Raw genomic sequence first — 25,484 nt, forward strand, 5'->3', positions numbered from 1 at the left:
TTGGCTTTTAGTTATATGAATAAGAGATATTAGTGGATTTTAAGTACGCCTTTTTGAGCTTCATACCAATCATATATATTTCCATCCGAACCTACTGCAAAGTTGTAAACGCGTTGGCGCTCGCCCTCTCCACGTGCATAGAAAACATCGTATAGTTTAATTCCGTTGATTATTCCGATAGGTTCAGTTGTGGCGCCATAGTGTAGTTGAGCTGTTTGAGGTCCCATCGTTTTTTCTAAGATTTTTATGGCATCCTCACTTGTGAATGTAGTAATATCGGCGGGTTTGTTTATTGGTTCATTCGATTGTTTCCCAGTTTGTTTATTAACTTGTTGATTTTCTTGTGTATTTTTAAATTCTGATTCAGTTAATGTGCTACCGTCACTCCCATTAACAATAATTTCTCCTGTTTGTTTATGAACAGAAAAGGTGAAATCAGCACGATAATTATCAAATTGAGGCGTGAAAGTATAGTAATCAGTACCCAGTTTATTATTAATTTTATTTTTTGCCGAGCTTTCACTAGGTAGAAGATTGTATGTAACTTCATTTTTATCTAATGTTCCGAATTTTCGGATGAGGATTTCTTTAGCCTTGCTTGCTGTTATGTTTATATTTGCAGCGTTGTCTTGTTTTTCTTTAATTTTTGTCTGTTCTTCAGGTTTTACTGGATCTTCAGGCATTGCTTGGTTTTTAGTTTTTGTTTGATTTTTAGCTTTTTCCTGTTCTTCGGGTTTGTTCTTGTTTTCGGTGTTTGTATTATCTTTTGTTGTCACAGTTTCCTTTTTGTTGTTATCAGTTTGTGTATTTGTATTTTGTTGTTCACAGGCTGAAAGTAGGAAGAGTGATAAAATGAGTACGATAGAGTTTCTGATTTTTACAGTTGAGTATGGCATGAAAACACCTCTTTCTAATTTTTCGCACTTTGTAAATTATAATATAATGAAAATATAATTCAATCGATAGGGTTCATTTAGTTCTCCAATAAGTTAAGGGTTCCATATTTGCTTAGTACAGACACAAACAACCTCACGCCCACATACACATAGTAAAGACCACTATTTTGGCGGAGGTGAAAGGTTTGAGTCTATTCGCCGCAATTGGATATATGGTTCGAGAAGTGTTTGTCTTTGTTTCTTATGTGAAGAATAATGCGTTTCCGCAGCCGTTATCATCAGACGATGAGAGAAAGTACTTAGAGTTAATGGAGCAAGGTGATGCTCAAGCGAGAAATCTGTTAATTGAACATAATTTACGGCTTGTAGCTCATATCGTTAAAAAATTTGAAAACACAGGGGAAGATGCAGAAGATTTAATTTCAATTGGTACAATTGGGCTCATTAAAGCGATCGAGAGCTATTCGGCAGGAAAAGGCACAAAACTTGCGACGTATGCAGCACGCTGTATTGAAAATGAAATTTTAATGCATTTACGTGTACTGAAAAAAACGAAAAAAGACGTTTCACTTCATGATCCAATCGGGCAAGATAAAGAGGGGAATGAAATATCGCTTATCGATATATTAAAATCAGAGTCTGAAGATGTAATTGATATGATTCAGCTTAGTATGGAGTTAGAAAAGATTAAAGAGTATATCGATATTTTAGACGAACGAGAGAAAGAAGTAATCGTGAAGCGTTTTGGACTGGGGCTTGATAAGGAGAAAACGCAACGAGAGATTGCGAAGGCACTTGGTATTTCCAGAAGCTACGTATCAAGAATTGAAAAGCGCGCTTTAATGAAAATGTTCCATGAATTTGTAAGAGCTGAGAAAGAGAAAAAAGCGAAAGAATAATGTACATTGCAAGCAGCCATATTTTAAAATGGGCTGCTTTTCTTTTTGTAAATAAGGAAAGAAAAAGAGTTGTGTTCAGAAGAAATCTATGTTCACTGTTGAAAATGACGGATTCTATCTGTAATATTAGAGGGTGCTAAACAATTTAAGAATAATACCATACTTAGTTTTCCGCATGTATAATGAGACAGTTCTATATGATATGTGGGAATAAGAACCAATTTTACATATGATATAGAAGGAAAAGAAGGGGAAGCTAAAGTTATAGACTGATTAGGAGGTTTCGCAATTTGCGACGTACATTATATCGACTTATGATCGAACTTACAAATGGTCGTTTTACTTCTTATATATTACGTAAATTTGCACAATCTCGTTTGAGCTCTATCATTATTCCATCGTATGCGAAAGTTTTTCAAATTAACCAAGATGAGATGGAAAAGGGTTTGAAGGAATATAGAACATTGCATGAATTATTTACGCGTAAGCTAAAAGAAGGAAAGCGTAGTGTTGATACAGATGCATCGAGTATCGTTAGTCCTGTTGATGGTGTTTTTGCTGATCACGGTCCTATTGAGGACACAAAAACATTTGATATTAAAGGTAAGCGTTATTCAATCGTGGGTATGCTAGGTAATGAAGAACGTGCAAAGCGATATGCAGGTGGTACATACATGGTTATTTATTTAAGCCCAAGTCATTATCATCGTATTCATAGTCCGCTTTCTGGTTCTGTGACTGAAAGGTTTGTACTTGGTAGAAAGTCATATCCGGTAAATGCAGCTGGTATGGAATATGGGAAAGAGCCATTGTCAAAAAATTATCGCTCTGTTACAGAAGTAAATAGTGACGGTGAGCATATGGCACTTGTAAAAGTAGGAGCTATGTTTGTTAATAGTATTGAGCTGTTGCATGAAAGAGACACTGTTCAAAAAGGTGAAGAAATGGCATACTTTACATTTGGCTCAACAGTTGTGTTATTGTTTGAAAAAGATATGATAGAAGTAGTGCAGGAATTGAAGAGTGGACAAGAGCTTCGTCTTGGTGAAAAAATTGCTACTCGTTCGGCTCATAAGTAAAGAAAACATTTTATAACTGTAAGCAAGAGTTATGGACAAAGATGCTTAATGATGAAATTCCCTAGATGGGAGTACTTGTTTATTCGAGAGCCATCGCAGGATGGCTCTTTTTACAAGTTAGCTCATTAAAATTTCACTTTATATGTAATCAAGACGATTTGACAAGCTTGTCCTCTAATGAGCGTCTAATCATTTCTTGTTTTATAAGTAAAATGAAGTCGGGATTTAATTTTAGTTCTTTTGCTTTATAATAAGACTCAGTGAGTAACTCAGTAGACAACTGTTCCATATATTTTGTTTTCAAGGTGAGTCACCTCCTAATAATTTAAGGATTGATTCGTTGTTGCATTTAATGTACCAAAAAAATATGACAGTCACAAACGAGTGGTTATCCACATACCTAGGTGGATAAAATGTGTATAGATTGTTAGTAAATTCCAAATTAGCTGAAAAATTAATGTGGAAAATGTGTACAATTTTATCCACAGGTCATATATCGAAATATGTTGTCGAAAAATTTTTATGAAAACTCCTCAAAGAGGTGAAAGAAATTGAAGCTATTTTTACCAAATGAATATGTGAAAAATGTATATCATGTTCAACCAGAAGATTTGAAAAAACGTGGAATTAAAGGTGTCATTACTGATTTAGATAACACGTTAATTGAATGGGATCGTCCAAATGCAACGCCACAACTTGAAGAATGGTTTTTGAAAATGAAAGAGCAAGGTATTCAAGTAACGGTCGTTTCAAATAATAATGAGCAACGTGTGAAAGACTTTGCTGATCCATTAGGTATTCCATTTATTCATAGTGCGCGTAAACCATTTGTTCGCGCGTTTAAGCGTGCGATACAAGAGATGCGTTTACAACCAGATGAAGTTGTAGTAATTGGAGATCAGTTACTAACGGATGTTTTAGGTGGAAACCGAGTGGGACTTCATACAATTTTAGTTGTACCGGTAGCACAAACGGACGGATTAGTAACGCGCTTTAATCGAAAAATTGAACGAAGAATTATGAGAAATATGAAGAAAAAAGGTTTAATTAACTGGGAGGAATAAAGTTTGACTGAAACAATTAAATGTATTGGTTGCGGTGTAGAAATTCAAACAGAAGATAAAAACGAAGTGGGATATGCTCCTACCTCATCTTTAGAGAAAGAACAAGTAATTTGTCAACGCTGTTTTCGCTTGAAACATTATAACGAAATTCAAGATGTATCATTAACAGATGATGACTTCCTACGTATTCTAAATGGAATTGGAAAATCGGATGCGCTAGTAGTTAAAATTGTAGATATTTTTGATTTTAATGGTAGCTGGTTACCTGGCCTACATCGTTTCGTGGGAAATAATAAAGTATTACTTGTTGGAAATAAAGCTGATTTAATTCCTAAGTCAGTAAAACATGATAAAGTAAAGCATTGGATGCGCTATAGTGCAAAGCAGCTAGGATTAAAGCCAGAAGATGTCTTTTTAATTAGTGCAGCGAAAGGGCAAGGGATTGCTGAGCTGGCAGATGCTATTGAGTATTACCGCGGCGGAAAAGATGTTTACGTTGTTGGATGTACGAATGTAGGAAAATCAACATTTATTAATCGTATGATTAAAGAATTTAGTGATGAGACTGAAAATGTAATTACAACATCTCATTTCCCAGGAACAACACTTGATTTAATTGATATTCCGTTAGACGAAGAATCTTCTTTATATGATACGCCAGGTATTATTAACCACCATCAAATGGCTCATTATGTTGGAAAAGAAAGCTTAAAGCTTATTACACCAACAAAAGAAATTAAGCCAATGGTGTTCCAATTAAATGAAGAACAAACATTATTCTTCAGTGGATTGGCACGTTTTGATTATGTAAGTGGTGGTCGTCGTGCATTTACTTGTCACTTCTCGAATCGTTTAACAATCCATCGTACAAAGCTTGAGAAAGCAGATGAATTGTATAAAAATCATGCTGGGGATTTACTAAGCCCGCCAACACCAGAAGAATTAGAAAATATGCCAGAGTTAGTGAAATACGAATTTAATATTCGTGAACCAAAAACGGATGTTGTATTCTCTGGATTAGGATGGGTTACTGTGAACGAACCGGGAGCAAAAATTGTTGCACACGTACCAAAAGGAGTAAGTGTTTCGCTACGTAAATCTTTAATTTAATATGGAGAGGGATTTATGAAACAATTATATGGTGTAATCGGAAATCCAATTGGACATTCATTATCGCCTGTTATGCATAACGATGCATTTGAACACTTGAATATGGATGCCCATTATCATGCATTTCTTGTTAAAGAGGAAGTGCTAGGGGAAGCAGTAAGAGGTTTAAAAGCATTAGGTATTTCAGGATTTAATGTAACAACGCCGCACAAAGTTGCTATTATGGATTATTTGGATGAGATTGACCCGCTAGCAAAACAAATTGGTGCAGTAAATACAGTGGTTCATAAGGATGGAAAATTGATTGGCTACAATACAGATGGAATTGGTTTTGTCCGAGCGCTGCAGTCAATTAGTAGTGAACCACTTCAGGAGAAACGTATTTTATTGCTTGGCGCAGGTGGTGCTAGTCGAGCTATTTATTTTTCTCTTGCTGATGTAGGTGTGAAAGAGATTGATGTGGCTAATCGTACAGCAGATAAGGCGAAAGAACTTATTGCTGCATGTACGGCTACTGTTAATTCTGTTGCTTTATCGTTAGAAAAAGCAACAGAAGAACAAGGAAATTATGATATTATCATTCAGACGACAACAATAGGTATGCATCCACGCGTCGAATATACGCCATTACAAATTTCTTCGTTAAAAAAAGGGACGATTGTATCAGATATAATTTATAATCCATTTGAAACGAAAATTTTATGTGAGGCAAAAGAGCAAGGTGCAATGATTCAAAATGGTATTGATATGTTTGTTTATCAAGGTGCGCTTGCATTTGAAATGTGGACAGGGCGTGTACCGAATATCGATAGAATGAAACAATTAGTTATAAGAAAGCTTGGAGGCTAACATATATGTTAACAGGAAAACAAAAAAGATTTTTACGTGCACAAGCACATCATTTAACACCTATTTTTCAAGTAGGAAAAGGCGGAGTAAATGAAAATATGATTAAACAAATCGCAGATACTTTAGAAGTTCGTGAACTATTTAAAGTAAGTGTGCTACAAAACTGTGAATTCGATCGTCGTGAAGTTGCAGAAGAACTTGCAAAAGGCGCACGTGCTGAAATCGTTCAAGTAATTGGAAGTACAATCGTTTTATACAAAGAATCTAGAGAAAATAAACAAATTAAACTTCCGCGATCAAAAGAATAGCATATGCTATTTTTTAACGTTAGTGCGTAATGATGTAGAGAGCGAAACCAATTGAACTTTTATTAACAGTGAACTCTCTTCGGATAGGAATGAAGAGAGTTACTGTAGGTAAAAGGAAGGGGCGTTTCTTTTGAGAAAAATTGGCATCATTGGCGGTACATTTGATCCGCCACATTATGGGCATTTGCTAATTGCAAATGAAGTATATCACGCTTTGAATTTAGAAGAAGTATGGTTCTTACCGAACCAAATTCCACCGCATAAACAAGGGCGGAATATTACAAGTGTAGAAAATCGCTTACAAATGTTAGAGTTTGCGACTGAGGCAGAGGAACATTTTTCTATTTGTTTAGAAGAGCTAAGCAGGAAGGGCCCATCGTATACGTATGACACTATGTTACAATTGACGAAGAAGTATCCGGATGTGCAGTTTCACTTTATTATTGGTGGAGATATGGTTGAGTATTTACCGAAGTGGTATAACATTGAAGCGTTACTCGATCTTGTGACGTTTGTTGGGGTTGCAAGACCTGGTTATACATTGCGTACGCCTTATCCTATCACCACTGTGGAAATTCCGGAGTTTGCAGTTTCTTCATCTTTATTGCGTGAGAGATATAAAGAGAAGCGAACATGTAAATATTTACTTCCTGAAAAAGTACAGGTGTATATCGAGAGGAATGGGTTGTATGAATCGTGAGAAAGCACTTCATATTGTCAAACAACAAATGCATGAAAAACGTTATATACACACAATAGGTGTAATGGAGACAGCAATTGAACTTGCTAAGTTATACGGTGTGGATGAAAAAAAGGCTGAAGTTGCAGCTATATTCCATGATTATGCGAAGTGTAGAGCGATTTCTGAGATGGAAGAGATTATTAAAAGTGAAGATTTGCCGAAAGATTTACTTTGTTATAACAAAGAGTTATGGCATGCACCTGTTGGGGCATACTTAGTAGAAAAAGAAGTAGGCATTACGGATCCTGAAATCCTGCAAGCTATTACATATCATACAAGTGGTCATGAGAAAATGACGATGTTAGATAAAGTAATTTATGTAGCTGATTACATTGAGCCTGGGCGAAAGTTTCCAGGGGTGGAGGAAGCTCGTAAACTCGCATATACGGATATAAATCAAGCTTTATTATTTGCGTTAAAGCGAACAATTCAATTTTTAATGGAAAAAAATCAAACGATTTATCCATTAACATTCCAAACATACAACGCAGTTATCAAGGAGGAAATTAGTAAATGAAAGATAAAGAGTTATTAGTATTAGCAGCAAAAGCAGCTGATGATAAGAGAGCAGAAGATATGGTTGTCCTAAATATGCAAGGTATTTCACCAATTGCAGATTATTTCATTATTTGTCACGGTAACTCAGATAAGCAAGTGCAAGCAATTGCGCGTGAAATTAAATCAAAAGCACATGAGTTCCAAATCGACGTACAACGTATGGAAGGTTTTGACGAAGCACGCTGGGTACTAGTTGACCTTGGAGATGTAGTTGCTCATGTATTCCATAAAGATGAGCGTAATCACTATAATTTAGAGCGTCTTTGGGGCGATGTGCCACGTGAGGATATTACAGACGAGCTAGACCAATGAAATACGAACAATTTGCATTGTTGTACGACGAACTAATGAATGATGTTCCTTATGATAAATGGGTGGAATTTACAGAGGAGAGTTTACAGCAAGCGGATATGAAAGAGGCGAAGATTCTTGATGTAGCATGCGGTACTGGTAATGTAACACTTCCGCTTGTACAAAAGGGTTACGATTTAATCGGTGTCGATCTTTCAGAAGAGATGTTAACGGTCGCTCAGCAAAAACTAGGCGGAGAAGGATACTTTATTCCTTTTTACCAACAAGACATGCGAGAGCTTGACGTTCCAGGTGAGTTTGACTGTGTAACGATCTTTTGTGATTCATTAAACTATGTATTGCAAGAAGATGGAGTGCAAGAAACATTTCGAAGAGTGTTTCACCATTTACGTCAAGATGGTTTATTTTTATTTGATGTACATTCTTTATATAAAATACATCATGTATTTCAAAATGAAACATACACAGTGAATGGAGAAGAAATATCTCTTATTTGGAATTGCTTCCCTGGTGAAGAATCAAATAGTGTAGAACATGATTTAACATTCTTTGTTCAAGACCCAGAAGAAGATGTGTACCATCGTTTTGACGAATGTCACGTGCAACGTGCATATCAGGTCGAAGAGTTAACGAAATGGCTTGAAGAAGCTGGTTTTACCGTGCTTTGCGTCACTGGTGACTTTGAGCGACTTGAAGTTACAGAACAAACAGAGCGTATTTTCTTCATGGCGAAGAAAAACGGGTAAAACAAAAGCAACCGAGAAGGTTGCTTTTGTTTTGTAAAGAAGTTGTAATTTTAGTTCTAGCATAATAAGAAGATGATATACGTGAAGTGTGAAAATACTAGTTTAAGTGAAAATGTAATGTAAAAAAGTAAGTATTTATAAAAAGGATTTGGAATGACGATGACGTATTTATTATGTGTGTTTATTGAATTGCTGATCGACGCATTTTAAATCTTCATCAAATTTCTCGTGTGTCCGCTCAATTAATTTATGAAACATATCCCCAACATGTTCTTCTAAAACACGAATGCCTTCTCCTGTAACGCCGCCTTTAACACATACTTTTTCTTGTAAAGTAGGCAATGTGAAAATCTCTTTTTCAAGTAGTTTCCCCATTCCAACGACCATTTCACTTACTAAAGTAGTGGCTTCTTCATGTGTAATATTTGTTTTATCTACAGCAGCGTTAATGAAACATTGTAATAAATAACTAAAGAATGCAGGGCCGCAGCTTGCTATATCAGATGAAACGCGCGTTATATCTTCTTCTATCATAAGAGGAGTAGAAATGTTTTTGAATAGGCGAAATAGCTTTTGTTGCCACTCTTCAGAGCATTTACTTCCAAATGTAAATAGTGATGCGCCAGACAGGGCGCGGTTTGTAATGCTCGGAATGATACGTGCAATGTGGCAAGGTACAAGCGTCTCTAATTGTGACGGAGATATTGGACTTGTGATAGAAACTAAGCACTTTTCATCAGAAAAATATTCAGCGTATTTTTGTAGGATCGGGTATATATCTATCGGCTTTACGCAAATAAAAATAAGATGTGATCGTTCGATTACCTCATCGATAGTTTTGGCTATATGAACAGAAGGGTGTTTTTCCTTTATATGATATGCTTTGGCGGGCGTTCGATTAATCATTGTAAGGCACGAAGGTTTGACAGCACGGGTTTCTAAAAATGCGTCGATTAGTATATTCCCCATGTTCCCTGTCCCTATAATTCCTATGTTCAATGTTTCATCCCTCCTTCGTAACAGCTTTCTCCTAAACAATATGAATGATGTTATAAATTTATGATTAGAGGTGTAAAATGATGTGGGATTTTCCAAAGAAATGGTTAGGATTAGTAGCTATTATTGGAACTGTACTTTTTCTTCTTTTTTGGAAAACGAACCAGCATACAGAGCGAACGGTCATTGCAACGGATGTTCAAGCGAAAGAGCTAGAGAAGAAAAGTAAACCAAAAATATCGGATGCAAAGCAGCAGAAAAAAATAATTGTAATTGATATGAAAGGGGCTGTTGTTAAAGAGGGGGTGTATGAAATGAAAGAAGGGGACCGGGTCAAGGATGCTATTGAAAAGGCAGGTGGTTTTTTACCCGAGGCAGATAGGAAGAAGGTGAATTTAGCACAAATGGTACAAGACCAAATGATCCTTTATGTACCGAATGAAAACGAACAAGTGCAAGAGGTAGCTGCTATTTCAAAGGGGGAGGGGAAAGTTCAAATAAATGCGGCTTCTAAAGAACAACTTGAAAAAATTACAGGCATTGGTTCTCGGAAAGCAGAAAGTATTTTGAAATATCGAGAAGAACATGGTCCTTTTCAGAAAATAGAAGATTTGTTAGAGATTGATGGGATCGGTGTGAAGTCATTGGAAAAAATAAAAGATCAAATTATTATTCCGTAAAAGATTGACGAAGTTTTTCTTCATTCGCTACACTACAAGTAGACAAAAAAGTAGGTGAAAAATATGGAACGAATTTCATGGGATCAATATTTTATGACGCAAAGCCATCTGCTATCTTTACGTAGTACATGTACAAGGCTTGCAGTAGGAGCGACAATCGTTCGTGATAAACGAATTATTGCTGGTGGATATAATGGTTCAATTAAAGGTGGCGTACATTGTATAGATGATGGATGCTACGTTATTGATAATCATTGTGTTCGTACAATTCACGCAGAAATGAATGCTTTATTACAGTGTGCAAAATTCGGTGTGAAAACGGAGGAAGCGGAAATTTATGTTACGCATTTCCCTTGTTTACAATGCTGTAAGGCGATTATTCAAAGTGGTATTACAGCAGTTTATTATGCGCAGGATTATAAAAATCATCCATATGCCGTAGAGTTATTTGAAAAAGCGAATGTAACAGTGAAACACGTTCCGCTAGAATATAATATTGCAGCATTAGAGGATCAAAAGCGTCATATGGAGTTAAAAGAACTATTTGCATCTTTAGAAAAAGAAAACTTATCAATGGAAGAATTACAGCATGTATTCACGAAAGCAAAAATGATGCTATAAGGAGTGAGTATAGTTGTATGGACAATGGGGTTATGTTGCAATCTCATTTATCATAGGGATTGCAATTGCCTTTTCCACTTCAGTTTTACTGCTGACTTGTTGTCTCGTTTTGTATGTTTTCTATTGTTTATACCGTACTTCGCGTAAAACCTTCTTTTTTTGTATGTTAGCGTGTTTTAGTGGCGCTATGTACACTACGTATATTCAAGGACAAAACAAGCCTCTAGGAGAGTCTTACGAAGTTACAAGGGGGCTAATACAAAATACACCTCTTATTAACGGGGATCGCCTAACATTTCAAGTTGAAGATCACAATAAAAATATAGTGCAGTTAAGTTACAAAATTAAATCGGCCTTGGAAAAGAAACAACTGCGACAATTACATGCAGGAGTATCATGTGTATTCGAAGGTGAGAGGAAAGAACCACCAATAGCTCGGAACTTTCATGGTTTTAATTATCGTGATTATTTGTATAAGCAAAATATTCATTTCATATTGGAGGCTACATATATTTCTGAATGCCAAAAAACATCGTTGTCACTCGTGCAATGGATTCTTCTTTTGAGACAGCAAGCAATCTCGGGCGTTACAGAAATGTTTCCGGAGCAATCAGGTGCTTTTATGAATGCATTAGTATTTGGTGATAGACAACAAATGACATTTGAAGTTGAAGAGCAATATCAGCAATTTGGTCTTGTACATTTGTTGGCGATTTCAGGATCGCATATCGTATTGTTAATGGTGATTGTGTATTTTATTTTGCTAAGAAGTGGTGTGACGAGGGAGATAGCGACAGTATGTCTTATCTTTTGCATTCCTCTATATATGATTTTAGCAGGAGCATCACCGTCTGTTATAAGAGCTTCTATAACAGGAGTGTTGATGTTGATTGCTTTCATATGTTCTATTCGTTTATCTAGCTTAGATGCTTTAAGCGTTACAGCTATATGTATGCTTATATTTGATCCGTATCTTGTCTTTAATATTGGCTTTCAGTTTTCGTTCGTTGGTAGTTTCGCCTTGCTTTTGTCAGCCCCGCTTTTACTAGATAGTAGTAATGGAGTAATCGGAAATTCCATTTATATTTCTTTTATTTCACAACTCGTTAGTACTCCGATTTTGTTATATCACTTCGGTTATTTTTCTCCATATAGTATTTTTCTTAATATCCTATACGTTCCGTTTCTATCTCTTATTGTATTGCCGTGTAGTATTATCGTTTTGGTATGTATACCGATCGTCCCGTTTCTTGCGAAAGGACTTGCGAATGTACTATCAATAGGTTTGAATCTTTCTAATGATTTTCTAAGTTATTGTGAAAATTTACCGTTTATCCGCCTTGTTTTCGGGCAAACATCTATACTTCTTGTAGCTCTATATTACGCGAGTATTGTTAGTATATTGATGGTTTGGGAAAGGCGGGTGTCGAAGAAAATTATGTTCGTAGCTTCGGGTATATTTCTTTTCGTTTGTACATGTCATTATGTATATCCGTATTTTCGAGAAAGTGGGAGTGTTACATTTCTTGATGTTGGACAGGGAGACGCAATTTTAATTCGCCTCCCGTACGATAAAGAGATTTACCTCATTGATACCGGTGGCACAATGCGTGCAAATAAGGAAGAATGGCAACGGAAAAAGCATGAATTTTCTGTTGGAAATGATATTTTAATCCCTTATTTACAAAAGGAAGGGATTAAAACAATTGATAAATTAATTGTAACGCATGGAGATGCGGATCATATAGGTGCTGCGCAAGAGTTATTATCAAATATAACCGTAAAAGAAGTTGTATTTGGCCGAAAAGAACAAGATGCGGTATTAGAAAAAGTATTAAAGAAACAGGCATTAGAAAAGGAAGTGAAAATAAGTGAAGTGGGGGAAGGAGAGAGTTGGAGCGTAAATGAAGCGGAATTTTTTGTGTTAGCTCCAACAGGAAAAGCGAGAAGTGAAAATAATGCTTCAATTGTAATATGGGCAAAATTAGGAGGGGCAACGTGGCTGTTTACAGGTGATTTAGAAGAAGAAGGAGAGAAATTTTTAATAGCTACGTATCCAGATTTACGGGCGGATGTTTTAAAGGTTGCTCATCATGGGAGTAATACGTCATCTATAGTGCCTTTTTTGAGCGCTGTACAGCCTGATGTAGCGATTATTTCTGTCGGTGAGCGTAATAGGTATGGGCATCCTCATAAGGAAGTGATAGAGCGTTTGGAGAAGATGGGGATTGAAATATGGCGTACGGATAAGCAAGGCGCTATTTCCTATGTTTTTAAAGTGGAACACGGAACCTTTCGTAGCAAAATCACATATGATGAAACACATGATAGATAAAAAAGAAGACTGCCAGTAAGCAGCAGTCTTTAAGAACCGATAAATTTAATAACAGTTGCAATGATGAAAAGTGTTGCGAAAAAACCAAATGAGACGATAAATCCTACCCCTGAATCAATAGCGTCATTGCGTTTACTTTGAACGTTCTGTTCAAAATCATTCATTTAGAATCCCTCCCCAACATTCCACTTTAGTATAAAATATTGTCAGAAAAAAATCTACAATTTCCATATGAAGAGAAATCGAGCGTTTTTACTACTTTAGATCATTAAGGAACGCGAGTTTTTTGTTTCCAAGCATGTTAACAGTTGGCACTTATACTCGAATTTTTATTGTGAATAATAAAGGGAAGGTGATTACCGCACACCAATAAGAAACCCGGGGCTTATTGCGTGGCGTTTAATATAAATAAAGGAACGGGTCATAAAGCCTGTTCCTTTGTACTTGTAAAACGAAAGCTAGGGCATTAGTATAAATATATATTGCCAAGTTAGGGAGTAGGAAAAAGTATGAGTGATATACATAAAAAGATTAAAAAGAAGCAGTTTGCTCCAGTGTATTTACTGTATGGAACGGAAGCGTTTTTTATAAATGAAACGATAAAGCTTATTACAACAGAAGCGCTTGAAGAGGAAGATCGCGAGTTTAATGTTGTGACATATGATTTAGAAGAAGCGTATTTAGAAGATGTGGTTGAGGATGCACGTACACTTCCTTTTTTCGGGGAACGTAAAGTGATATTAATAAAATCACCACTATTTTTAACTTCACAAAAAGAAAAATTAGAGCAAAATATAAAAATTTTAGAAGAATATATTGGGGAGCCTTCTCCATTTTCTATTCTTGTTTTTGTTGCGCCTTACGAAAAACTTGATGAACGAAAAAAAATTACAAAACTATTAAAGAAAACAACGGATGTAGTAGAAGCGAATGCGATGCAAGTGCAGGATGTTCAGAAGTGGATTGTTGCTCGTGCAGATGAAGTGCATGTGCATATAGATAATGCAGCTGTTAGTTTGTTGTTAGAGCTTGTGGGAAGTAATGTAACGATGTTGGCGAAGGAAATGGACAAGTTAACGTTATACGTCGGTATGGGCGGAGAGATTACACCGAAACTCGTTGGGGAGCTTGTGCCAAAATCGGTTGAACAAAATGTGTTTGCTTTGACAGAAAAAGTGGTAAAAAAAGATATCGCGGGTGCGATGCAAATTTTGGATGGATTATTTACGCAGCAAGAGGAACCAATTAAACTGCTTGCGTTATTAGTAAGTCAATTCCGCTTGCTCTATCAAGTGAAAGAGTTACAGCAACGTGGTTATGGACAAAATCAAATTGCGTCTCATATTGGTGTGCATCCATATCGTGTAAAGTTAGCGATGAATCAAACGAAGTTTTTCTCTTTTGAAGAATTAAAAAAAGTGATTATAGAATTAGCGGAAGCTGATTATAGTATGAAGACTGGAAAAATGGATAAGAAACTTGTACTTGAGTTTTTCTTAATGCGGTTAAATCATATGTGATGAAACAAAAAGTTCACGTGCTTAGCACGTGAACTTTTTGTATATAAAAAAACGATCCAAATGGATCGTTTTTTAAACGCCTTACGCGTTTACTTGTTTCGCTAAGCGAGATTTTTGACGAGCTGAAGCGTTTTGGTGGATAAGACCTTTACGAGCTGCTTTGTCAAGTTTTTTAGAAGCAGTTTTGAAAGCTTCTTTAGCATTTTCAAGATCGTTATTAGTAACTAAAGCTTCTACAGTTTTAACAGCAGAACGCATGTCAGACTTGATAGAAGCGTTATGTGAACGACGCTCTTCGCTAAGTTTAGCGCGTTTGATAGCAGATTTGATGTTTGCCATACTTTTCACCTCCCTGGTGCAATCGAATGACTCGATTCTTAACATAGAACAAGTGATATTCTATCAAACGGTGAAGAGAATTGCAATAGTATATCAATGAAATTTCACGTAAAGGAAAGAATGACCTTATATAACTTTGGGAAATCTAACGATATTTACTATGAATTACGGAGGAGATACGATGAAAGAACCATTAGATTTAAGTAAATATAGTGTTAGAACGGACCTTGCTGTAGAGGCACATGAAATGCTGCAAGAGAGTCAAGAAGAGCAAAAAGGGATACAAGGAGTTATTGTCAAAGAGAGGGAAGAAGAAGGTATTACCATTACAAAAGTAACGATTGATGAAATTGCCTCTGAATCGATGGGTAAAAAACCTGGGAGTTATTTAACGCTTGAAGTACAAGGCATACGTCAACAAGATACGGAACTGCAACAAAAAGTAGAGCGCATTTTTGCAAAAGAATTTTCTTATTTCTTAGAAGAGGTTGGCGTTACGAAAGAAGCGAGTTGTTTAATTGTTGGTCTTGGGAATTGGAATGTAACGCCAGATGCGCTTGGACCAATCGTTGTAGAAAATGTATTGGTAACGAGACATTTGTTTCAATTGCAGCCTGAAAGTGTAGAAGAAGGGTTTAGGCCTGTTAGTGCAATTCGGCCGGGGGTAATGGGAATTACAGGAATCGAAACGAGCGATGTCATTTATGGAATCATTGAGAAGACGAAGCCAGACTTTGTCATTGCAATTGATGCATTAGCTGCCCGCTCTATTGAACGAGTAAATAGTACGATACAAATTTCTGATACGGGAATTCATCCTGGATCGGGTGTTGGGAATAAGCGTAAGGAACTTAGTAAAGAAACATTGGGTATTCCTGTTATCGCGATTGGTGTTCCGACTGTGGTTGATGCAGTTTCGATTACAAGCGATACAATTGATTTTATTTTGAAACATTTTGGACGGGAGATGAAAGAAGGAAACAAACCTTCCCGTTCTTTGTTGCCAGCCGGTTTTACATTTGGAGAAAAGAAAAAATTAACAGAAGAAGATATGCCGGATGAAAAGAGTCGGAATATGTTTTTAGGTGCTGTAGGTACACTGGAAGATGAAGAGAAGAGAAAATTAATTTATGAAGTGTTATCTCCTCTTGGTCATAATTTAATGGTGACTCCGAAAGAAGTGGATGCTTTCATAGAGGATATGGCGAATGTAATAGCGAGTGGTTTAAATGCAGCCTTGCATCATCAAATTGACCAAGATAATACAGGAGCATATACACATTGATGGGAAGAGACGATAATCGTTTAAGCCGTTTTTCGCTTTTATGTATATGTAGTGCGGCCTTATGTTTACTTATGATAATAGCAGGGGTGGCACTTGCTAATCATGGTTTGAAAAGTATGAAAGGTTATCAGCAAATGTCGTATGAACAAATCGCTCATATGACAGGAACAGAGGGTGCGGGTGCTGAATCAGAAATTTTGGGAAGTTCGTTTTCCGTTGCTGAAAAACAAAAACAATTAGAAAGCTTAAAAAGCTTTAATGTTGTAGAAGGAATTGGTATGGCAATAGCAAGTGCTACTTATGAAGTAACAAAGTTTGGAACGGATATAGTTGTTGGGAAAGTGAGAGAGATTTTTAGTTAAGGGTAGCAGGAAGAACGGTTGTCTTACCATTTTGTACGACAGCCGTTTTTAAATTTGAAAAAAGTTTGTCTCTTATGGTTTGTTCGCATAAGATATAGATAGAATGATTTGTATTGTAAGCAGCACGAGTTTTCATTGAATCTTTGCTGCTCTATTGATATAATCAGTGCTAGTGTATATTGGCGAGACTATTAGGAGTTGAGAACATAGATGAACAAAGAAGAAAGAGCAAAAAGACAGTCCAAAATCCGTAATTTCTCTATCATTGCTCATATTGACCACGGAAAATCAACGTTAGCAGACCGTATTTTAGAGAAAACAAACGCGTTAACACAACGTGAAATGAAAGCTCAATTGCTTGACTCTATGGATTTAGAGCGTGAGCGCGGTATTACAATTAAATTAAATGCAGTACAACTAACGTATAAAGCGAAAGACGGTGAAGAGTATATTCTTCACTTAATCGATACTCCAGGACACGTCGACTTTACGTACGAAGTATCTCGTAGTTTAGCGGCTTGTGAAGGTGCGATTCTTGTTGTGGATGCAGCACAAGGGATTGAGGCGCAAACATTAGCGAACGTATATTTAGCGCTTGATAATAATTTAGAAATATTACCAGTTATTAATAAGATTGACTTACCAAGTGCGGACCCAGAACGTGTACGTCAAGAGGTAGAAGATGTAATTGGTTTAGATGCATCGGAAGCTGTACTTGCTTCAGCGAAAGCTGGTATTGGTATTGAAGATATTTTAGAACAAATCGTTGAAAAGGTACCAGCTCCAACAGGGGATTCAGAAGAGCCTTTACAATGTATGATTTTCGATTCTTTATATGACCCGTACCGCGGTGTAATTGCATATATCCGTGTTGTAAATGGAACGGTAAAAGTTGGCGATAAAGTACGTATGATGGCAACTGGAAAAGAATTTGAAGTAACAGAAGTAGGTGTGTTTACACCGAAAACAACGCAACGTGACGAGTTAACAGTAGGTGATGTAGGTTTCTTAGCAGCATCTATTAAAAACGTAGGTGATACACGCGTAGGTGATACAATCACACATGCAAAACGTCCGGCTGCAGAGGCGTTAGCAGGTTATCGTAAATTAAACCCAATGGTATTCTGTGGTTTATATCCAATCGATTCTGCACGTTACAACGACTTACGTGATGCGTTAGAAAAATTAGAGTTAAACGATTCTGCTCTTGAGTTTGAACCAGAAACATCTCAAGCGCTAGGATTTGGTTTCCGTTGTGGTTTCTTAGGACTTCTTCACATGGAAATCATTCAAGAACGTATTGAACGTGAATTTAAAATCGATTTAATTACAACAGCACCAAGCGTTATTTATAAAGTTTATTTAACGAACGGTGAAGATGTTATTGTTGATAATCCATCTAATATGCCAGATCCACAGTCTATTGATCGTGTAGAAGAGCCGTTTGTGAAGGCTTCAATTATGGTTCCGAATGACTATGTTGGAGCTGTAATGGAAATTTGCCAAGGTAAACGTGGAACGTTTATTGATATGCAATATTTAGATGAAACACGTGTTACACTAACATACGAAATCCCGTTATCAGAAATCGTATATGACTTCTTCGATCAGTTGAAATCAAATACGAAAGGATATGCATCGTTTGACTACGAGTTAATTGGCTACAAACCATCGAAACTTGTGAAAATGGATATTCTTTTAAATAACGAACAAGTCGATGCTCTATCATTTATCGTACACCGTGATTCAGCGTATGATCGTGGTAAAGTAATCGTAGAGAAATTAAAAGAATTAATTCCAAGACAACAGTTCGAAGTACCAATTCAGGCGACTATCGGAAACAAGGTTGTAGCACGTTCTACAATTAAGGCGATGCGTAAAAACGTACTTGCGAAATGTTACGGTGGTGACATTTCTCGTAAGCGTAAACTTCTTGATAAGCAAAAAGAAGGTAAAAAACGTATGAAGTCTGTTGGTTCTGTAGAAGTACCGCAAGAAGCATTCATGGCTGTACTGAAAATGGATGACAACTAATAATTGATTGTTATTTCATGCGGATTGAGATAAAAAAGAAGTCGTTTATACGGCTTCTTTTTTATGTAAAATTACTTTTTAGACAACGTAGCTTCTCTCATTTACAATAGTGAGGTGGCTATATTTATGAATGATTGATATAGAGTTAGGAGACTATTAATGTCCGAAAATATTCGAAAAGATATTCACGAAAAAATACAAAATGGCAATTTTAATTGTGAAAAGGAATTGACGCTTTCTATTATTAGCGGGAAGTGGAAAGTTGTGATACTGTGGCATCTTGGTGTGGAAGGGCCTCATCGTTTTAGTGAATTACAACGATTATTCCCAAGCATTTCTCATAAAGTTTTGTCGAACCAATTAAAAGAGTTAATGGAAGATGGGATTGTTGACCGAACGGTATACCCAGAAATTCCTCCGCGAGTAGAGTATTATATGACGGAATTAGGCATGTCGCTTTTACCGATCGTTGAAATGATGTATGATTGGGGGAAAATGCGAATGGAACAAATTCGTAATACGTTAGAGAAGTGAAGATTCCTCCGGAGTGCGGAGGTTTTCTTTTTAGAAAGGTAGGAGTTATATTTGGTTCAAGCTGCATATATTCATATTCCATTTTGTCAGCATATTTGTCACTATTGTGATTTTAATAAAGTGTTTATTGAACGCCAACCGGTCGATCAATATTTAGAGTATTTAGAGAAAGAAATAATAAATACAGTTCAAAAAGTACCGTTTGATAGTATGAAAACGATTTTTGTTGGTGGAGGAACTCCGACAGCGTTAAATATGGAACAGACAAAAAAGTTACTAGATATTATAAACCGTCGCTTACGTCCGTTTGCTCCAAATTGTGAATTAACATTTGAAGCGAATCCAGGTGATTTACCAAAAGAGAAGTTAAATGTATTGCTAGAAGGTGGAGTGAACCGAATTAGTTTTGGTGTGCAAACATTTCGGGATGAGTTGCTTGAGAAAATTGGGCGTAAGCATACGAGGGAAGATGCATTTGTAGCAATTAGAGAAGCGCAGGAAGTGGGCTTTAAAAATATAAATGTAGATATTATTTATGCTCTGCCAGGGCAGACGATAGAAGATGTAAAAGAAACATTAGACATTGCTTTTACGCTTGGTGTACAACATTTCTCAGCATATTCATTAATTGTGGAACCGAAAACTGTGTTTTATAACTTAATGAATAAAGGGAAATTAAGACTTCCAGGTGAAGATCATGAAGCAAAAATGTATGAAATGGTAATGGATGAAATGGAGAAACACGGCTATAGCCAGTATGAAATTAGCAATTTCTCAAAAGGTGATAATGAAAGTAGACACAATCTCACATACTGGAATAATGAGGAGTATTATGGATTTGGAGCTGGAGCGCATAGTTATGTAAATGGAGAACGTATCCAAAATGTAGGGCCGCTCAAGCAATATTTCAATAAAATCGATGAAACTGGATTTCCGTATTTAGATGTTCACGCGGTGACGGAGAAAGAAAGAATGGAAGAAGAGTTGTTCTTAGGACTTCGAAAAACACAAGGTGTATCTAAAATATTGTTTCAAAAGAAATTTAATATGGAGATGAATCAAGTTTTCGCGAAGCAGTTGCAAAAAAATCAAGAACAAGGATTGCTTGAAGAGAAAGATGGATATGTTCGTTTAACGCGAAAAGGAAAATTATTAGGGAATGAAGTATTCCAATCATTTTTGATTGACTAATTAAATGTTCCATAAACGTGAAAAAATTTCATTATTTCGTGACGTTTCCGTTGACAATTGAATGTCAATTTTGGTAAGTTATTAATAGATTTAGCACTCGAAGACAAAGAGTGCTAACAGAGGTGATGATGAGATGCTTACGGAACGTCAGCTCTTAATTTTACAAACAATTATTGATGACTTTATTGGATCAGCGCAACCTGTTGGATCGAGGACGTTGGCTAAGAAAGATGAAATTACGTTTAGTTCAGCTACTATTCGGAATGAAATGGCTGATTTAGAGGAACTAGGATTTATTGAGAAAACGCATAGTTCTTCAGGACGTGTTCCTTCTGAAAAAGGATATCGTTTTTATGTAGACCATCTTTTAGCGCCGCAAAACTTACCGAACGATGAAATTGTACAAATTAAAGATTTATTTGCTGAAAGAATTTTTGAAGCGGAAAAGATTGCACAGCAATCTGCTCAAATTTTATCAGAGCTTACGAATTATACGGCCATTGTTCTTGGACCGAAGTTAAGCACAAATAAACTTAAAAACGTACAAATTGTACCGCTTGATCGTCAAACTGCAGTCGCTATTATTGTAACTGATACAGGGCATGTACAAAGCAAAACGATTACCGTTCCGGAATCTGTTGATTTATCAGATTTAGAAAAAATGGTTAATATTTTAAATGAAAAGCTGTCGGGTGTACCAATGGCAGAACTGCATAACAAAATCTTTAAAGAGATTGTTACAGTTTTACGTGGATATGTTCATAATTACGATAGTGCAATAAAAATGTTAGATGGTACATTTCAAGTTCCTTTATCGGAAAAGATATACTTTGGAGGCAAAGCAAATATGCTTTCGCAACCAGAGTTCCATGACATTCACAAAGTAAGATCCTTGCTGACGATGATTGATAATGAAGCCGAGTTTTATGACATTTTGCGTCATAAACAAGTAGGTATTCAAGTGAACATTGGTAGGGAAAACTCTGCGACGGCCATGGAAGATTGCAGTTTAATTTCTGCAACATATTCGATTGGAGAAGAACAGCTTGGAACAATTGCTATTTTAGGTCCGACAAGAATGCAATACTCTCGGGTAATTAGTTTGTTACAGTTATTTACGAGACAATTTACTGATGGACTTAAAAAGTAAATGAGAGTAATACATTCGCTCAAGTAATGAAATTTTCATTGCTGTGTGTAATATATAATGCTTAAGGAATTGTGTTCAGCATAATACCTAATACCTTTTAAGGAGGTGAATATTGTGGAAGAGCGTAACGAACAAGTGGTAGAAGAAGTAAAAGAAGCGCAAGTTGAAGAAGCTGTCACGACAGAAAACAGTGAAAAAACTGTAGAAGAAAAAAGTGAGGCTGCTCTTTTACAAGAAAAAGTAGATGAGTTACAAGCGAAGCTAACGGAAACGGAAGGTCGCACATTACGTCTACAAGCTGATTTTGAAAATTATAAGCGTCGTGTCCAAATGGATAAACAGGCTGCTGAAAAATATAGAGCACAAAGTCTAGTTTCAGATATTTTGCCAGCTCTTGATAATTTTGAGAGAGCGATGCAAGTGGAAGCAACTGATGAGCAAACGAAATCCTTGTTACAAGGTATGGAAATGGTGCATCGTCAATTGCTAGAAGCGTTGACTAAAGAAGGCGTTGAAGCGATTGAAGCTGTTGGTAAACAGTTTGATCCTAATGAACACCAAGCTATTATGCAAGTGGAAGATAGTGAATTTGAATCAAACGCGGTAGTTGAAGAATTCCAAAAAGGTTATAAACTAAAAGACCGTGTGATTCGCCCATCAATGGTAAAAGTAAATCAATAATTTACATAAAAGTAGGAGGATTCGCCATGAGTAAAATTATCGGTATTGACTTAGGTACAACAAACTCTTGTGTAGCTGTTATGGAAGGTGGAGAACCAAAGGTTATCCCAAATCCAGAAGGAAACCGTACAACACCTTCTGTTGTAGCTTTCAAAAATGAAGAGCGTCAAGTTGGGGAAGTTGCAAAGCGTCAAGCAATTACAAACCCAAATACAATCATGTCTGTTAAACGTCATATGGGTACAGACTACAAAGTAGAAGTTGAAGGTAAAGATTATACACCTCAAGAAATTTCTGCAATCATTTTACAAAACTTAAAAGCTTCTGCTGAAGCATACTTAGGTGAAACAGTAACGAAAGCTGTTATTACAGTACCTGCATACTTCAACGATGCAGAACGTCAAGCAACAAAAGATGCTGGTCGTATCGCTGGTTTAGAAGTTGAGCGTATCATTAACGAACCAACAGCAGCAGCGCTTGCTTACGGTTTAGAAAAACAAGATGAAGAGCAAAAAATCTTAGTATATGACTTAGGTGGCGGTACATTTGACGTATCTATCCTTGAATTAGCAGATGGAACATTCGAAGTTATTTCAACTGCTGGTGACAACCGTCTTGGTGGAGATGACTTTGACCAAGTTATTATTGACCACTTAGTAGCTGAGTTCAAAAAAGAAAATAACATTGATTTAAGCCAAGATAAAATGGCACTTCAACGTTTGAAAGATGCAGCTGAAAAAGCGAAAAAAGATCTTTCTGGCGTAACACAAACACAAATTTCATTACCATTCATTAGTGCTGGAGCTGCTGGTCCATTACACTTAGAATTAACGTTAACAAGAGCGAAATTCGAAGAGATTTCAGCAGGTCTTGTTGAAAGAACGTTAGAGCCAACTCGTCGTGCATTAAAAGACGCTGGTTTTGCTCCAAGCGAATTAGATAAAGTTATCCTTGTTGGTGGATCTACTCGTATCCCAGCTGTACAAGAAGCTATTAAACGTGAAACTGGTAAAGAACCATATAAAGGTGTAAACCCTGATGAAGTTGTAGCATTAGGTGCTGCAGTTCAAGGTGGCGTACTTACTGGTGATGTAGAAGGCGTACTATTATTAGACGTAACTCCACTTTCTTTAGGTATTGAAACTATGGGTGGGGTGTTCACGAAATTAATCGAGCGTAACACTACAATTCCAACAAGTAAGTCACAAGTATTCTCAACAGCTGCTGATAACCAACCGGCAGTAGACATTCACGTATTACAAGGTGAGCGTCCAATGTCAGCTGACAACAAAACATTAGGTCGTTTCCAATTAACAGACCTTCCACCAGCACCACGTGGTATTCCACAAATCGAAGTAACATTCGATATTGATGCGAACGGTATCGTTAACGTACGTGCAAAAGACTTAGGAACAAGCAAAGAGCAAACTATTACAATCCAATCTTCTTCAGGTCTTTCTGATGAAGAAGTAGATCGTATGGTACAAGAAGCGGAAGCAAATGCTGACGCTGACCAAAAACGTAAGGAAGAAGTTGAACTTCGTAACGAAGCTGACCAACTTGTATTCCAAACGGATAAAGTTGTAAAAGATTTAGAAGGTAAAGTGGATGCGGCTGAAGTTGCAAAAGCAACAGAAGCGAAAGAAGCATTACAAGCTGCGATCGAGAAGAACGAGCTTGAGGAAATCCGTGCGAAAAAAGACGCTTTACAAGAAATCGTACAACAATTAACTGTTAAATTATACGAGCAAGCTCAAGCAGCTGCAGGGCAAGCAGAAGGTGCACAAGGAGCACAAGATGCTGGCGCGAAGAAAGACAATGTAGTAGACGCTGAGTTCGAAGAAGTAAAAGAAGATAAGTAATATAAATAAGTAAGATGACAAAAAGTCAAAGTCAAGCGTGCCTTGACTTTGGCTTTTTTCACGAATGAAAAGAAAAGTGTGAGGTTCTTAAGTTTTTTACTTTGCATACTGTAAGTGAGGAAACTTTGTTGCAAAGCACTTTCTTTCGGTGTTAAAATTACGTTTATGTGAAAGATTCGGGGGTTGTAAATTTATGAGTAAACGAGACTATTATGAGGTCCTTGGACTTAGCCAGGGTGCTTCAAACGATGAAATAAAAAAAGCGTATCGTCGTTTGGCTAAAAAATACCATCCAGACGTAAGTAAAGAAGAAAATGCAATTGAAAAGTTTAAAGAAGTACAAGAAGCATACGAAGTATTAAGCGACGATCAAAAGCGCGCGCAATATGATCAATTTGGTCATGCTGGTGCAAATCAAGGTTTCGGTGGCTTTGGCGGCGGAGGAGACTTCGGCGGTGGCTTCGGTTTCGAAGATATCTTTAGTTCGTTCTTTGGCGGCGGTGGCGGTAGACGTCGTGATCCAAATGCTCCGCGTCAAGGTGCTGACTTACAATATCAAGTTACTTTAGAGTTTGAGGAAGCTATTTTTGGTAAAGAATTAAATGTTGAGATTCCAGTAGAAGATCCATGTGATACTTGTAAAGGTAGCGGAGCGAAACCAGGAACTTCAAAAGAAACATGTAAACATTGTTCAGGATCAGGGCAAGTAAGTGTAGAACAAAATACACCATTTGGTCGTATCGTAAACCGTCAAGCTTGTGGTCATTGTTCAGGAACTGGTCAAATGATTAAAGAAAAATGTACGACATGTCACGGTTCTGGTAAAGTACGTAAACGTAAAAAAATCAATGTTAAAATTCCAGCAGGTATTGATAATGGTCAACAAATTCGTGTATCTGGAAAAGGTGAAGCGGGCGTAAATGGCGGACCGGCAGGAGATTTATATGTTGTTGTTCATGTGAGAAATCATGAATTCTTTGAGCGTGAAGGAGATCACATTATTTGTGAAATGCCATTAACATTTGCGCAAATGGCACTTGGTGCTGAAGTGGAAGTTCCTACTGTTCATGGGAAAGTGAAGCTAAAAATTCCAGCAGGAACACAAACCGGAACAGAATTCCGCTTAAAAGGAAAAGGTGCTCCGAACGTACGTGGATACGGTCAAGGAGATCAATATGTAGTCGTTCGTGTTGTTGTACCGACGAAATTAACTTCACATCAAAAAGAGTTATTACGTGAATTTGCGGGACAAGAAGAGCAGGATGATAGTTTATTTGGAAAGCTTAAACGTGCTTTCAAAGGGGAATAATGGAAATAAAAAATGGAGTTGG

At 36.8% G+C, this 25,484-nt stretch carries 28 protein-coding genes; 23 read left to right on the forward strand and 5 right to left on the reverse strand.

The genetic code is table 11. From position 1 onward, the window contains the following. Window positions 1-29: 29 nt before the first annotated feature. Window positions 30-896: a hypothetical protein gene (locus tag JDS99_RS10190; RefSeq protein ID WP_088064437.1), complete on the reverse strand. Its 867-nt coding sequence runs from the start codon at window positions 894-896 to the stop codon at window positions 30-32. 185 nt (window positions 897-1,081) lie between these two features. Here JDS99_RS10190 and sigK point away from each other — a divergent pair, with 185 nt between their 5' ends. Together sigK and JDS99_RS10200 are read left to right on the forward strand one after the other, a co-directional pair. Further along, the gene (gene sigK, locus JDS99_RS10195) at window positions 1,082-1,795 is read left to right on the forward strand and encodes an RNA polymerase sporulation sigma factor SigK (RefSeq protein ID WP_000051382.1); all 714 of its coding nucleotides are present in this window, start codon (window positions 1,082-1,084) and stop codon (window positions 1,793-1,795) included. 290 nt (window positions 1,796-2,085) lie between these two features. Continuing rightward, entirely contained in the window at window positions 2,086-2,874 is a 789-nt protein-coding gene (locus JDS99_RS10200) for a phosphatidylserine decarboxylase (protein ID WP_199695032.1), read from the forward strand. Window positions 2,875-3,022: 148 nt separating this feature from the next. On the opposite strand, the gene sda is transcribed toward JDS99_RS10200, so the two are convergent. Beyond that, window positions 3,023-3,178, reverse strand: a complete 156-nt coding sequence (gene sda / locus JDS99_RS10205; protein WP_000853283.1) for a sporulation histidine kinase inhibitor Sda — start codon at window positions 3,176-3,178, stop codon at window positions 3,023-3,025. A gap of 247 nt (window positions 3,179-3,425) precedes the next feature. Here sda and JDS99_RS10210 point away from each other — a divergent pair, with 247 nt between their 5' ends. The 8 genes from JDS99_RS10210 (at window position 3,426) to JDS99_RS10245 (ending at window position 8,563) form a co-directional block, all read left to right on the forward strand. Next, window positions 3,426-3,938, forward strand: coding sequence for a YqeG family HAD IIIA-type phosphatase (locus JDS99_RS10210; protein WP_000765310.1), 513 nt, complete (start codon window positions 3,426-3,428; stop codon window positions 3,936-3,938). Between the two features lie 3 nt (window positions 3,939-3,941). Then, window positions 3,942-5,048 (forward strand): ribosome biogenesis GTPase YqeH, encoded by a 1,107-nt coding sequence (gene yqeH / locus JDS99_RS10215; RefSeq protein WP_048541493.1) that lies wholly within the window; start codon window positions 3,942-3,944, stop codon window positions 5,046-5,048. Between the two features lie 15 nt (window positions 5,049-5,063). Next, a complete protein-coding gene (gene aroE, locus JDS99_RS10220; RefSeq protein WP_000812092.1) occupies window positions 5,064-5,897 on the forward strand; it encodes a shikimate dehydrogenase in 834 nt (277 codons plus the stop codon). A gap of 5 nt (window positions 5,898-5,902) precedes the next feature. Next, complete coding sequence (gene yhbY, locus JDS99_RS10225; protein WP_000955225.1) at window positions 5,903-6,205, forward strand: ribosome assembly RNA-binding protein YhbY; 303 nt, start codon at window positions 5,903-5,905, stop codon at window positions 6,203-6,205. A gap of 130 nt (window positions 6,206-6,335) precedes the next feature. Then, window positions 6,336-6,905 carry a nicotinate-nucleotide adenylyltransferase gene (nadD, locus tag JDS99_RS10230; RefSeq protein ID WP_060488253.1) on the forward strand — a complete coding sequence of 190 codons (570 nt, stop codon included), beginning with the start codon at window positions 6,336-6,338 and terminating at the stop codon, window positions 6,903-6,905. After that, window positions 6,895-7,464, forward strand: coding sequence for a bis(5'-nucleosyl)-tetraphosphatase (symmetrical) YqeK (gene yqeK / locus JDS99_RS10235; protein ID WP_001078363.1), 570 nt, complete (start codon window positions 6,895-6,897; stop codon window positions 7,462-7,464). The genes nadD and yqeK overlap by 11 nt, the downstream gene beginning before the upstream one ends. Further along, a complete protein-coding gene (gene rsfS, locus JDS99_RS10240) occupies window positions 7,461-7,817 on the forward strand; it encodes a ribosome silencing factor (protein ID WP_000653210.1) in 357 nt (118 codons plus the stop codon). Before yqeK ends, rsfS begins: the two co-directional genes overlap by 4 nt. Further along, the gene (locus JDS99_RS10245; protein WP_199695033.1) at window positions 7,814-8,563 is read left to right on the forward strand and encodes a class I SAM-dependent DNA methyltransferase; all 750 of its coding nucleotides are present in this window, start codon (window positions 7,814-7,816) and stop codon (window positions 8,561-8,563) included. The genes rsfS and JDS99_RS10245 overlap by 4 nt, the downstream gene beginning before the upstream one ends. A 171-nt stretch (window positions 8,564-8,734) precedes the next feature. Here the strand turns inward: JDS99_RS10245 and comER are convergent, their stop codons facing one another. Then, window positions 8,735-9,562 carry a late competence protein ComER gene (gene comER / locus JDS99_RS10250; protein ID WP_087985265.1) on the reverse strand — a complete coding sequence of 276 codons (828 nt, stop codon included), beginning with the start codon at window positions 9,560-9,562 and terminating at the stop codon, window positions 8,735-8,737. Between the two features lie 77 nt (window positions 9,563-9,639). Here comER and JDS99_RS10255 point away from each other — a divergent pair, with 77 nt between their 5' ends. From JDS99_RS10255 to JDS99_RS10265, 3 genes are all read left to right on the forward strand, one after another. After that, window positions 9,640-10,239, forward strand: a complete 600-nt coding sequence (locus tag JDS99_RS10255) for a helix-hairpin-helix domain-containing protein (RefSeq protein WP_060488256.1) — start codon at window positions 9,640-9,642, stop codon at window positions 10,237-10,239. A 63-nt stretch (window positions 10,240-10,302) separates the two neighbouring features. Beyond that, window positions 10,303-10,860 (forward strand): ComE operon protein 2, encoded by a 558-nt coding sequence (locus JDS99_RS10260; RefSeq protein WP_000439786.1) that lies wholly within the window; start codon window positions 10,303-10,305, stop codon window positions 10,858-10,860. A 13-nt stretch (window positions 10,861-10,873) separates the two neighbouring features. Continuing rightward, window positions 10,874-13,195 (forward strand): DNA internalization-related competence protein ComEC/Rec2, encoded by a 2,322-nt coding sequence (locus JDS99_RS10265; protein ID WP_199695034.1) that lies wholly within the window; start codon window positions 10,874-10,876, stop codon window positions 13,193-13,195. Between the two features lie 29 nt (window positions 13,196-13,224). Here JDS99_RS10265 and JDS99_RS10270 read toward each other — a convergent pair whose 3' ends face one another. Beyond that, window positions 13,225-13,359, reverse strand: coding sequence for a YqzM family protein (locus tag JDS99_RS10270; RefSeq protein ID WP_000997609.1), 135 nt, complete (start codon window positions 13,357-13,359; stop codon window positions 13,225-13,227). A 345-nt stretch (window positions 13,360-13,704) separates the two neighbouring features. On the opposite strand from JDS99_RS10270, the gene holA reads away from it, so the two are divergent. Further along, a complete protein-coding gene (gene holA / locus JDS99_RS10275; RefSeq protein WP_199695035.1) occupies window positions 13,705-14,715 on the forward strand; it encodes a DNA polymerase III subunit delta in 1,011 nt (336 codons plus the stop codon). A gap of 81 nt (window positions 14,716-14,796) precedes the next feature. Here holA and rpsT read toward each other — a convergent pair whose 3' ends face one another. Further along, entirely contained in the window at window positions 14,797-15,054 is a 258-nt protein-coding gene (gene rpsT, locus JDS99_RS10280) for a 30S ribosomal protein S20 (RefSeq protein WP_199695036.1), read from the reverse strand. Window positions 15,055-15,235: 181 nt separating this feature from the next. Here rpsT and gpr point away from each other — a divergent pair, with 181 nt between their 5' ends. The 9 genes from gpr to dnaJ all read left to right on the forward strand — a co-directional run bounded on the left by gpr (window position 15,236) and on the right by dnaJ (window position 25,462). Further along, window positions 15,236-16,339 carry a GPR endopeptidase gene (gene gpr / locus JDS99_RS10285; RefSeq protein WP_000662625.1) on the forward strand — a complete coding sequence of 368 codons (1,104 nt, stop codon included), beginning with the start codon at window positions 15,236-15,238 and terminating at the stop codon, window positions 16,337-16,339. Then, a complete protein-coding gene (locus JDS99_RS10290; protein WP_002107663.1) occupies window positions 16,336-16,701 on the forward strand; it encodes a YqxA family protein in 366 nt (121 codons plus the stop codon). The genes gpr and JDS99_RS10290 overlap by 4 nt, the downstream gene beginning before the upstream one ends. A gap of 210 nt (window positions 16,702-16,911) precedes the next feature. Then, a complete protein-coding gene (gene lepA / locus JDS99_RS10295; RefSeq protein ID WP_001030960.1) occupies window positions 16,912-18,735 on the forward strand; it encodes an elongation factor 4 in 1,824 nt (607 codons plus the stop codon). Window positions 18,736-18,894: 159 nt separating this feature from the next. Continuing rightward, window positions 18,895-19,269, forward strand: a complete 375-nt coding sequence (locus tag JDS99_RS10300) for a winged helix-turn-helix transcriptional regulator (protein ID WP_001293536.1) — start codon at window positions 18,895-18,897, stop codon at window positions 19,267-19,269. 51 nt (window positions 19,270-19,320) lie between these two features. Continuing rightward, window positions 19,321-20,460: a radical SAM family heme chaperone HemW gene (hemW, locus tag JDS99_RS10305; protein WP_000249446.1), complete on the forward strand. Its 1,140-nt coding sequence runs from the start codon at window positions 19,321-19,323 to the stop codon at window positions 20,458-20,460. A gap of 133 nt (window positions 20,461-20,593) precedes the next feature. Next, window positions 20,594-21,610 (forward strand): heat-inducible transcriptional repressor HrcA, encoded by a 1,017-nt coding sequence (gene hrcA, locus JDS99_RS10310; protein WP_000954947.1) that lies wholly within the window; start codon window positions 20,594-20,596, stop codon window positions 21,608-21,610. Between the two features lie 114 nt (window positions 21,611-21,724). Then, window positions 21,725-22,291, forward strand: coding sequence for a nucleotide exchange factor GrpE (grpE, locus tag JDS99_RS10315; protein ID WP_000392716.1), 567 nt, complete (start codon window positions 21,725-21,727; stop codon window positions 22,289-22,291). Window positions 22,292-22,317: 26 nt separating this feature from the next. Continuing rightward, window positions 22,318-24,153 (forward strand): chaperone protein DnaK, encoded by a 1,836-nt coding sequence (gene dnaK, locus JDS99_RS10320; protein WP_000034697.1) that lies wholly within the window; start codon window positions 22,318-22,320, stop codon window positions 24,151-24,153. A 193-nt stretch (window positions 24,154-24,346) separates the two neighbouring features. Next, window positions 24,347-25,462 carry a chaperone protein DnaJ gene (gene dnaJ, locus JDS99_RS10325; protein ID WP_199695037.1) on the forward strand — a complete coding sequence of 372 codons (1,116 nt, stop codon included), beginning with the start codon at window positions 24,347-24,349 and terminating at the stop codon, window positions 25,460-25,462. Window positions 25,463-25,484: the final 22 nt, after the last annotated feature.

Source organism: Bacillus cereus group sp. N6, assembly GCF_016483705.1.
Classification (GTDB): Bacteria; Bacillota; Bacilli; order Bacillales; family Bacillaceae_G; genus Bacillus_A; species Bacillus_A wiedmannii.

Bases quoted from the DNA above. Each gene is read 5' to 3' on its own strand.
- JDS99_RS10190 (WP_088064437.1), bottom strand. From the start codon at position 896: ATGCCATACTCAACTGTAAAAATCAGAAACTCTATCGTACTCATTTTA.
- aroE (WP_000812092.1), top strand. From the start codon at position 5,064: ATGAAACAATTATATGGTGTAATCGGAAATCCAATTGGACATTCATTA.
- yhbY (WP_000955225.1), top strand. From the start codon at position 5,903: ATGTTAACAGGAAAACAAAAAAGATTTTTACGTGCACAAGCACATCAT.
- yqeK (WP_001078363.1), top strand. From the start codon at position 6,895: ATGAATCGTGAGAAAGCACTTCATATTGTCAAACAACAAATGCATGAA.
- rsfS (WP_000653210.1), top strand. From the start codon at position 7,461: ATGAAAGATAAAGAGTTATTAGTATTAGCAGCAAAAGCAGCTGATGAT.
- JDS99_RS10245 (WP_199695033.1), top strand. From the start codon at position 7,814: ATGAAATACGAACAATTTGCATTGTTGTACGACGAACTAATGAATGAT.
- JDS99_RS10255 (WP_060488256.1), top strand. From the start codon at position 9,640: ATGATGTGGGATTTTCCAAAGAAATGGTTAGGATTAGTAGCTATTATT.
- JDS99_RS10260 (WP_000439786.1), top strand. From the start codon at position 10,303: ATGGAACGAATTTCATGGGATCAATATTTTATGACGCAAAGCCATCTG.
- JDS99_RS10270 (WP_000997609.1), bottom strand. From the start codon at position 13,359: ATGAATGATTTTGAACAGAACGTTCAAAGTAAACGCAATGACGCTATT.
- holA (WP_199695035.1), top strand. From the start codon at position 13,705: ATGAGTGATATACATAAAAAGATTAAAAAGAAGCAGTTTGCTCCAGTG.
- rpsT (WP_199695036.1), bottom strand. From the start codon at position 15,054: ATGGCAAACATCAAATCTGCTATCAAACGCGCTAAACTTAGCGAAGAG.
- gpr (WP_000662625.1), top strand. From the start codon at position 15,236: ATGAAAGAACCATTAGATTTAAGTAAATATAGTGTTAGAACGGACCTT.
- lepA (WP_001030960.1), top strand. From the start codon at position 16,912: ATGAACAAAGAAGAAAGAGCAAAAAGACAGTCCAAAATCCGTAATTTC.
- JDS99_RS10300 (WP_001293536.1), top strand. From the start codon at position 18,895: ATGTCCGAAAATATTCGAAAAGATATTCACGAAAAAATACAAAATGGC.
- hrcA (WP_000954947.1), top strand. From the start codon at position 20,594: ATGCTTACGGAACGTCAGCTCTTAATTTTACAAACAATTATTGATGAC.
- dnaK (WP_000034697.1), top strand. From the start codon at position 22,318: ATGAGTAAAATTATCGGTATTGACTTAGGTACAACAAACTCTTGTGTA.
- dnaJ (WP_199695037.1), top strand. From the start codon at position 24,347: ATGAGTAAACGAGACTATTATGAGGTCCTTGGACTTAGCCAGGGTGCT.